Origin of the sequence: Leclercia sp. M50, from assembly GCF_037150775.1 — a bacterium.
In the GTDB taxonomy this organism is placed as follows: Bacteria; Pseudomonadota; Gammaproteobacteria; order Enterobacterales; family Enterobacteriaceae; genus Enterobacter.
In genome coordinates this window covers 1-9,082 of sequence record NZ_JBBCPK010000128.1, presented here as the reverse complement: position 1 = coordinate 9,082, position 9,082 = coordinate 1, and the positions used below count along the sequence as shown (strand labels likewise).

Annotated in this window: 9 protein-coding genes and 2 pseudogenes; 3 read left to right on the top strand and 8 right to left on the bottom strand. The window is 59.8% G+C overall.

Going from position 1 to position 9,082, the window contains the following annotated elements; translation table 11 throughout:
• Both WFM46_RS21155 and WFM46_RS21150 read left to right on the top strand, forming a co-directional pair.
• A pseudogene (locus tag WFM46_RS21155) lies at positions 1-212 on the top strand (sugar ABC transporter permease); the annotation flags it as partial.
• Positions 212-1,033, top strand: a pseudogene (locus WFM46_RS21150) (ABC transporter permease). The pseudogenes WFM46_RS21155 and WFM46_RS21150, both read left to right, overlap by 1 nt.
• Positions 1,034-1,108: 75 nt before the next feature.
• Here the strand turns inward: WFM46_RS21150 and WFM46_RS21145 are convergent.
• Genes WFM46_RS21145 through WFM46_RS21115 form a run of 7 tightly spaced genes read right to left on the bottom strand, consistent with a single transcriptional unit; the run spans position 1,109 to position 7,559 of the window.
• The gene (locus WFM46_RS21145) at positions 1,109-2,335 is read right to left on the bottom strand and encodes a Zn-dependent hydrolase (protein WP_336998454.1); all 1,227 of its coding nucleotides are present in this window, start codon (positions 2,333-2,335) and stop codon (positions 1,109-1,111) included.
• Complete coding sequence (locus WFM46_RS21140) at positions 2,332-2,814, bottom strand: L-2-amino-thiazoline-4-carboxylic acid hydrolase (protein ID WP_103179637.1); 483 nt, start codon at positions 2,812-2,814, stop codon at positions 2,332-2,334. The genes WFM46_RS21145 and WFM46_RS21140 overlap by 4 nt, the downstream gene beginning before the upstream one ends.
• A gap of 17 nt (positions 2,815-2,831) precedes the next feature.
• Complete coding sequence (locus WFM46_RS21135) at positions 2,832-3,989, bottom strand: branched-chain amino acid ABC transporter substrate-binding protein (protein ID WP_336998453.1); 1,158 nt, start codon at positions 3,987-3,989, stop codon at positions 2,832-2,834.
• 27 nt (positions 3,990-4,016) lie between these two features.
• The gene (locus tag WFM46_RS21130) at positions 4,017-4,736 is read right to left on the bottom strand and encodes an ABC transporter ATP-binding protein (RefSeq protein ID WP_103821994.1); all 720 of its coding nucleotides are present in this window, start codon (positions 4,734-4,736) and stop codon (positions 4,017-4,019) included.
• Positions 4,729-5,496: an ABC transporter ATP-binding protein gene (locus WFM46_RS21125; protein ID WP_336998452.1), complete on the bottom strand. Its 768-nt coding sequence runs from the start codon at positions 5,494-5,496 to the stop codon at positions 4,729-4,731. Before WFM46_RS21125 ends, WFM46_RS21130 begins: the two co-directional genes overlap by 8 nt.
• The gene (locus WFM46_RS21120; RefSeq protein WP_336998451.1) at positions 5,493-6,599 is read right to left on the bottom strand and encodes a branched-chain amino acid ABC transporter permease; all 1,107 of its coding nucleotides are present in this window, start codon (positions 6,597-6,599) and stop codon (positions 5,493-5,495) included. Before WFM46_RS21120 ends, WFM46_RS21125 begins: the two co-directional genes overlap by 4 nt.
• Positions 6,600-6,608: 9 nt before the next feature.
• Complete coding sequence (locus tag WFM46_RS21115) at positions 6,609-7,559, bottom strand: branched-chain amino acid ABC transporter permease (RefSeq protein ID WP_103179632.1); 951 nt, start codon at positions 7,557-7,559, stop codon at positions 6,609-6,611.
• 171 nt (positions 7,560-7,730) lie between these two features.
• On the opposite strand from WFM46_RS21115, the gene WFM46_RS21110 reads away from it, so the two are divergent.
• Positions 7,731-8,663, top strand: a complete 933-nt coding sequence (locus WFM46_RS21110) for a LysR substrate-binding domain-containing protein (protein WP_336998450.1) — start codon at positions 7,731-7,733, stop codon at positions 8,661-8,663.
• A 42-nt stretch (positions 8,664-8,705) separates the two neighbouring features.
• On the opposite strand, the gene WFM46_RS21105 is transcribed toward WFM46_RS21110, so the two are convergent.
• Positions 8,706-9,082: EamA family transporter (locus WFM46_RS21105; protein WP_336998449.1), on the bottom strand; the 377-nt coding region annotated here is incomplete at its 5' end.

Genomic DNA, 9,082 nt, shown 5'->3' with positions numbered 1-9,082 from the left:
TATCGACGGTCACCATGATGTCGGTGTTGTCAGTTCCTCTGATGATCGGCACTGGCGCCCCAAAAATGATGACCGTTGATATGGCATTTCGCGTCAACTCCTATGGCGACTATCCGGTTGCCAATGCGATGGGGGTCATCTCGTACCTGATGTGCGCCGCGATGTCCTGGTTCTATCTGCGCCACAGCCTGAATGCAAAAGGAAACCCCTGATGAACACGCTGTTTAATAGAGTTCGCGGTAGCTTTATTCTGCAAACCCTGCTGCTTACCTTCCTGGTGCTGGCGCTGTTTGGCCCGCTGCTGAACCTGCTGATCTGGACGGTGGCGGAGAGTTGGTTTTTCCCGCATACCTTGCCCAGTCAGTGGGGGCTGAAGTACTGGGGGCAGGTTTTTAGCCCTTAAAGTGACGTCTCCGGTTCGTTGTCCATCAGCGTTCTGATAGCCCTTCTGTCGGTGGTGGTGTGTCTGCTGATTTCTGTCCCGGCTGGGTACGCCCTTTCGCACAGGTCCATGCCGTGCCGCGCTTTCTTTATGCTGCTGTTTTTGATCCCGCAGGCTTTCCCGAACCTGACGGTCTATATGAACGTGGCGCGGCTGTTCTACCAGTGGGGGTTGAACGGGACGATTGCCGGGGTAGTGCTGGTGCACAGCGTACATGGCCTGATGTACTCCATCTGGATAAGCGTCGCGGCGTTCTCGGCGCTCGATCCGCTGCTGGCGCGGGCGTCACGCAATCTGGGCGCCGGGCCGATCTACACCTTTTTCCATATCATCCTGCCGCAGGCCGCCCCCGGGGTGATTGCCGCCAGCATCTTTGTCTTTCTCGAATCGCTGGATGAGTTTACCGCCACGTTTTTTGTCGGCGCGCCGGAGATCAACACGCTGCCAATACTGCTCTATACCGCCAGCATGTCGGGTAATTATCAGATGTCCTCCATTACGGCGCTGATTCTGCTGGTGCCGTCGGTGATCTTTATGCTGGTGATCAATAAATTTATGCGCCCGGAGATGCTGTCGAAGCTGGGGAAATAACCGTAAATAGTTACAACATCCTACATGCGTTTTTACGTAAAGGTTACCCGGCCGTTGGCCGGGGAAAGTGCCTGTTTATGTCTCCTGCGCCGCACTCAGCACGCTATGCAGCAACACATTGGCCCCTTTTTCTGACCATTCCGGATGAATCTTTTCCGCTTCGTTATGGCTAATACCCTTCACGCAGGGGATAAAGATCATGCTGGCAGGCGCGATTTTGCTGACGTAACAGGTATCGTGCCCGGCGCCGGATACCATCGATTTTGATGAATAGCCCAGCGCGGCCACAGCCTGTTCCGTTCGGACAAGACAGGTTTCATCAAAGGCGATCGGTGCATAGTCGAAGATGCGCTCGACGCTGGCACTCACGCCACGCGCCGAAAGGCCTGCAGCCGCCTGATGCAGCGCGGTTTCCATCGCCTCCAGCGCCTCGCTGAGCGGATGGCGGAATTCTACGCTGCACACCACCCGGGACGGGACCACGTTACGTGAATTCGGGGTTACGTTCACCATGCCGATGGTGGCACGCCCGTCCGGGGCATGTTGATAACCGATCGCCTCCACCTTCAGCGCCAGCTCCGCAAAAGCGGTCAACGCATCGCGGCGGCTGTGCATTGGCGTGGTGCCCGCATGTGCGGCAAACCCGTCGAGGGTAAGGGTAAACCAGCGCTGACCCATCGCCGCACGCACCAGGCCGATATCGATGGCTTCGTCTTCCAGAATAGGCCCCTGTTCGATATGCAGCTCATAGCAGACGTGGATCGGGAAGGCGCGGGCAGGGCGGGGGCCACGATAGCCGATGGCCTCAAGGGCGTCGCGAACGGTGATCTGTTTGCTGTCCATCCTGGCGTAAGCAAAGGCTTCGGAAAGTTGACCCGCCCAGACCCCGGAGGCGAGCATCGCCGGGGCAAAGCGCGCGCCTTCTTCGTTGGTCCAGTTCACCAGCACGATATCGCGCTCGGTTTCTACCTGACGATCGTTCAGGGTGCGCAGCAGCTCCAGCCCGGCCAGCACGCCGTAGATCCCGTCATAGTTGCCGCCGAGCGGCTGGGAATCCACGTGGGAACCGGTCATCACCGGGGGCAGCGCCGGGTTTTTACCGGCGCGGCGGATAAACATGTTGCCCATGCTGTCCACCTCGCAGCTAAAACCGGCCTCCAGCGCCCACTCGCGCAGCAGGTTGCGGGCAATACGGTCTTCCTCGCTTAGCGCCAGGCGGGTCACCCCGCCGGCGGGGGTGCCGCCGATCTGCGCCATCGTCTCGAGCGTAGACCATAAACGGTCTGCATTAACGCGGATCATGCTTTGTCCTTCGTGCTGCGGTAGCGGAAGTCGCAGCATGCGCCGCCCTGCATAATGGTGGTGGTGCGGGTCAGCTCCACGTCCGGCGCGTAGCCGACGATGAATTTCTCATCCCGGGCGCACGACAGCAGATGGCCGATCTCGCCGAGGCCCATCTCGTGATACATCTCGGCATAGCGGCAGCGGGTCACGTTGTAGTTGTACTGCTGGTCGTCGGCGTCGATCACCTTCACGTCGAGAGCGTTATCCTTCTCCCACAGATACTGCAGAGCAATAAAGCTCTTCACGTCCGCGCCGTTTGGCTCCTTGCGGGCAAATTCTTTGCCCGCATTAATGGCGGCCTGCTCAATGGCCTCGCCAATCACCGCCTGGGCGCGGGACTTGCCGATCTCACGCACCAGGATTTCATAAATTGGTTTAATAATTTCTGCTTCAATTTTGCGGCGGGCAAGAATGCCCAGCTCATTATTATCACTCATCACATTGCCTCACTGCGTTACTTAGCTATTGCGCCGCCGAGCACGGTTTGCGGCTGCCATTTGCCATCGACCACTTTATAGACGGTGAAGGACGGAGCCTTCAGGTTGCCCTGATCGTCAAAGGCGATCTGCCCGGTGACGCCGGAGTAGCTGATGGCGCGCAGGGCAGGCAGGTACTCTGCCGGATCAACCGAGTCGGCTTTTTCCATCGCGGCAACCAGTACGCGGGTGGCGTCATAGGCGAAGGGGGCGTGCAGTTCGATATGGGTGTGGTAGCGGGACTGGTATGCCTGCTCGAAGGTCTTGCCGCCAGGCATCTGATCCACCGGCAGGCCCGGCTCCAGCGCGACAACGCCTTCACCCTCTTTCTGCGCCAGTTGCAGGAAGGTCTGGCTGACAAAGCCGCCTGCGCCCATCAGGGTAGTCTTCATACCCAACTGTTTGATACGACGCGCCAGCGGTGCCGCCTGGCTGTCCACGCCGCCGAAGAAGATCAGATCCGCATTTTTGCTGCGAATAGCGGTCAACACGGCGCTAAAGTCGACGGTTTTGTCGTCCACGTACTGACGGTCAACAATCTTCACGCCCTGGGCTTCCAGCGATTTAATAAACTCATCCGCCAGGCCCTGACCAAAGGCGGTACGATCGTCGATGACCGCGATGCGTTTGGCTTTCAGGGTATTTACCGCGTACTGTCCGGCAAACTGGCCGCCGTCATCGTCGTGGCCCATCACGCGGAAGCTGGTGTCGAACCCCTGTTTGGTATAGGCATGACCGGTGGCAACGGGGGCCACCTGAGCGATACCGGCATCGTGATAGACGCGGGCCGCCGGGATGCTGGTGCCGGTGTTCCAGTGGCCGACCACGCCAGCCACGCCGGAGTCCACCAGACGCTGCGCCACAGCCACGGCAGTGCGCGGATCCGACTGGTCATCTTCCGATTGCAGTTTGAAGGACACCGCTTTACCGCCGATGGTCGGGTGCTGTTTGTTGATATCGTCAATCGCCAGCTGCGCACCGTTCTCCAGATCTTTACCGATACGGGCAGACGGCCCGGTCAGCGGGCCCGCCAGGCCGATCACCACGGTTTCGCTGTCGGCGGCCCAGGCACTGGTGGAGGCAAACCCGCTGAGCATAATGGCCGCGCTGAGCGCACTGATTTTAATGGTTTTCATTATTTTTCCCTGATATTGGTTGGTGTGTTAAGCGGGCATTTCACCCAAATAAATCTGTGCAATCTGGTCGTCGTCGAGCATCGCCCTGGACTCGCCGTGATGGACGATGCTGCCGCTGTCCATCACCCAGGCCTGATCGGTCACCTCCAGCGCCAGCCGGGCGTTTTGCTCGATCAGCAACAACGCCACGCCGCGCTCGCGCAGTCCGGCGATGACGGCAAAAATGTTCTCGACCATTTTGGGCGCCAGGCCCATCGAGGGTTCGTCGAGGATCAGCAGGCGCGGGCGGCTGAGCAGGGCGCGGTTCAGGGCTAAGAGCTGCTGTTCCCCGCCTGAGAGCAGTCCGGCCAGCTGGTGCTGGCGTTCGCCCAGACGCGGGAACCGTTCGAAAATCTCGTTCATCTCCTGCCTGACAGTGACAGCGTCACGTCGAAGCCAGGCCCCCATCTGCAGGTTTTCCAGCACCGTCATGCGGGCGAAGATGCCCCGGCCTTCCGGGACCATCACCAGCCCGTCGCGCAGCAGCGCTTCGGCTTTCTGTTTGCGGACCGCTTTGCCGTTAAATTCAATGTTGCCGCCAAAACGCTCCAGCCCGGTGATGGCCCGTACGGTGGAGCTTTTGCCCGCGCCGTTGGCACCGATCAGCGTGGCCTGTTCGCCTTCACGGAGGCTAAAGGAGACCTCGCGCACCGCCTGGATACCACCGTAATGCACGTCCAGACGTTCCACTTTCAGTAATTCAGACATGGGCATTGCCTCCAAGCCAGGCGGCGATCACCGCCGGGTCGCGACGCACGCTGTCAGGGGTACCGCTGGCCAGCGTTTTGCCGTAATCCAGCACCGTGAGCCGATCGCAAATCCCCATCACCAGCTTGACGTCGTGTTCAATCATTAGCAGGGTTTTGCCGTCGTCACGAATACGGGTCAGCAGCTCACCCAGCGCCACTTTTTCCGCCGCGTTCATCCCGGCGGCGGGTTCATCCAGCGCCAGCAGCAGCGGATCGGTCGCCAGCGCGCGGGCGATCTCCAGCCGCCGCTGATGGCCGTAAGCCAGATCGCAGGCGCGGTAGTGGGCAAACTTCGCAATACCGGTGTAGGCCAGCCAGTACCAGGCCTGCTCGAGGGTCTGAGCTTCTTCTGCCCGGGCGCGTTTGTGACGGCTCAGCGCCGCCCAGAGCCCGTTGCGGGTGCGGACGTGGCGACCCACCATTACGTTTTCCAGCACCGACATCTCATTAAACAGACGCACGTTCTGGAAGGTACGCGCGATGCCGGCGGCAGTGACCTTCTCGATCTGGGTCGGGAAGTAGGGCTTATCGGCAATGGCGAACTCACCGCTGTCAGCGGGATAGAGGCCGGTGATGAGGTTAAAGCAGGTGGTTTTGCCCGCGCCGTTGGGGCCAATCAGGCCGTAGATCTCGCCCTTATTAATCGACAGCGAGACGTTATCCACGGCGGTAAGGCCGCCAAAGCGTTTGGTCATGTTGCGCACGGTTAACAGGCTCATGCTTTTACCTCCTTGTGGCGCTTCGGCCAGATGCCCGACGGTCGAACCAGCATCACCAGCACCAGCGCCAGGCCATAAAACAGCTGACGCAGGATCTCCGGGTCAATCAGTACCGAACCAAACAGCGCCTGCTGCACCGGGGCCGCCTGGCTGCGCAGCAGCTGCGGCAGGGCGGTGAGCAGTACCGCGCCGAGGATCACCCCCGGGATATGCCCCATCCCGCCCAGCACCACCATCGCCAGCACGGCAATAGACTCCTGCAGGGTGAAGGATTCCGGCGAGACAAAGCCCTGGAAGGCGCCGAACAGCGCCCCGGCCACACCGTCGAAGGAGGCGCCCATGGCAAAGGCCAACAGTTTAAAGTTGCGCAAGTTGATGCCCATCGCCCGGGCGACGTCTTCGTCTTCGCGGATGGCGTGCCATGCCCGGCCAATGCGCGAGTGCTGCAGGCGAAGGCAGACAAAAATGATCCCGACAATCACCAGCATCAGCAGGTAGTACCAGAGCCACAGGGCAGGCACTTTGACGCCGAACCAGTGATAAACGCCGCTGAACTTCAGACCGAACAGGTTGAGGGTATCAACGCCGGTAATGCCTTTCGCGCCGTTGGTGATGTTCACCGGGCGGTCGAGGTTACGCATCAGAATGCGGATGATCTCCCCGAAGCCGAGGGTCACAATCGCCAGGTAATCCCCGCGCAGCTTCAGCGTTGGGGCACCCAGCAGAATGCCGCACACGGCCGCGACCAGCGCCGCAATCGGGATAATCAGCAGGTACGAGGTGTGCAGCCCGTCCGGGAACCAGAGGTTGAGGATCGGGAACACCTCTGCCAGATGCGGTGACGCCATAAGCGCCGCCAGATAGGCGCCAACGGCATAGAAGGCGATAAAGCCCATATCCAGCAGGCCGGTGTAGCCGACGACGATATTCAGCCCCAGCGCCAGCATGATGTAGAGCAGGGCGAAGTCGATCACCCGCACCCAGTAGTTGCCGCCCAGCTGGGTAGCCACAACCGGCGCAAGCAGGAGGGCAAGCACGAAGAGGGTCATGCCGGACCAGAATTTACCGCTGGCCGCCGGGGTTTTGATTTCAATGGCAGTCATGATTTCTCCTTACGCCCTGTGCGCCACGCGCTCGCCCAACAGACCAGCCGGACGGAAGACCAGCACCAGAATCAGAACGATAAAGGCGAATACGTCCTGGTAGTTACTGCCGAACACGCCGTGAGTCAGTTCGCCGAGATAACCGGCGCCCAGCGCTTCGATAATCCCGAGCAGGATCCCGCCAATCATCGCTCCGCGAATGTTGCCGATGCCGCCGAGCACCGCCGCGGTAAAGGCTTTAATGCCGGGCAGGAAGCCCATCGAGAAGCTGGCGTTGCCGTAATTGCTGGCCATCATCACCCCGGCGAGTGCGGCAAAAACGCCGCCGATGGCAAAGGTCAGAGTGATGATGGCGTTCGGATTAACGCCCATCAGGGTGGCGACGCGTGGGTTTTCAGCCACCGCCCGCATACCCCGGCCAAGGCGGGTATACTCCACCAGCAGCCACAGGCCGGTCATGACGATCAGTGCCAGCGCCACGGTGACGATGCCGGTGACCGTGACAATCGCCGGGGGATGCGCCTCGCTGCCCGCCGTGATAGCAATCGGGTCCATCGGCAGGATCTGCGGGAACATCAGCGGATTACGCGACCAGATAATCATCGCCACGGTTTGCAGCAGCACCGATACGCCAATCCCGGAGATCAGCGGTGCCAGCCGCGGCGCATTTCGCAGGCGGCGGTAGGCAAAGCGCTCAACGGACATCGCCAGCAGGGCGCAGACCGTCATGGCGATCAGCAGCGCAAAGCCGAGCTGTAACAGCTGCGGCATGGCGGGGAAATAGCCGGTCAGGAGATTCAGCGCCGACAGAGTGGTCAGCGCGCCGACCATCAAAATATCGCCATGGGCGAAGTTAATAATGCGCAAAATGCCATACACCATGGTATAGCCCAGCGCGATCAGCGCGTAGATGCTGCCCAGCATCACGCCGTTGATCAGTTGTTGTATGAGTGTGTCCAACGTTGTTACCCGACAAATTGCTCTTTTCAGCGGCTAACATCTAATAATTGAATTAAATTGTGAAATACACATATATTCTTTCTTATGATTTTTGGAGCTTGCTTTATCTGATTGATTTTAATGATGATGATAAATGGCTGATTAACCGGATTATCCATAACAGATCAATATATGAATAAAACAGAACAATCCCTGGCGTTGTCGGCCTTTGCCGAGAGCCGACTGGCGAACGATCCGCCGCTGCGGGCGGTGCGGGCCTTCGAGGCGATAGCGCGGCTGGGAAGCGTGACGCAGGCGGCTCAGGAGCTGGACATATCGCCCTCGGCGGTGAGTCACCAGCTGAAAGTGCTGGAAGGATACTTACAGATGCCGCTCACCGAGCGTCAGGGGCGCGGGCTGATCCTGAGCCAGCAGGGGCGGGATTATTACCGTTCCATCCGCGCGGCCTTTAACGTGCTGCGCCAGGCCACCGGGCATCTGCTGGAGCAGGTGCAGACCCGCCAGGTGACCATCAGCCTGATCCCGCTTTTCGGCATGGGGTGGTTTATCCCGCGTCTGCCCGGGTTTATGCGCGCTAACCCACAGACCGAGATCAACGTGGTCTACGCCAACCACCGCAACTACCTGAGTGACGCGTCGGATATGTCCATCCGCTTCGGCAACGGCCAGTGGGCGGGCTACCAGAGTGAAAAGCTGATCTCCGGGCAGATGGTGCCAGTCTGTAGCCGGGCATTTTTGCGCCTTCACGGGCATATTGATACTCCCGAACAGCTATTACAGATGCCGCTGTTGCATGATGAAGAGCGCGCCACCTGGCAGCAGTGGTTTATCCAGCAGGGGGTGAAACGCCCGCTGCGGCGCAGTGGCCCGATGTTTGAAGACGGGCTGTTAACCCTGGCGGGCGTGCAGGCAGGGCTGGGCTGCGCGTTGATGCGCGAACCGTTGATTGCGCCCTATCTGGAGAGCGGTGAGCTGGTGAAGATCTTCGATCTCCCTATCGACGATGGCCGGGATTACTACCTGTGCGTGCGTCAGGATGGAGAGATGAGTCAGGACGGGAAGTTGTTGCAGAGCTGGTTGCGGCGGGCGGCTGAGCAGGAATAGTCTTCGCCGGGTGGCGGCTTCGCCTTACCCGGCCTACAAAACTCAACTCCTACGTGCCCGCGTCGCATACCAGCACAATAGCGATCCCGCACACACCATCATCGCCCCTTGCCAGAAGCTGAACGACAGCGGGGCGCTAAGTAAAACTGCCGCCAGCGCCGCTGACAGCACCGGGGTGAAATAGGATGCCGCCGCCAGCAGCGTTACGTTGCCGTGCAAGATACCGATATTCCACGACGCGTAACCAAATCCCAACGCCACGCCGCACATCAACAGCTTTATCAGCACCGGTACGCTAAACACCATCTCCGGCTGCGGGCTGAAGGCATATTTCAGCCACAGGGTCAGGGCGGTGAGCAATACAAACAGGGTGATCCCGTTCTGGCCGTTGGCGTATTTACTGGTCACGGCGCAGTAGG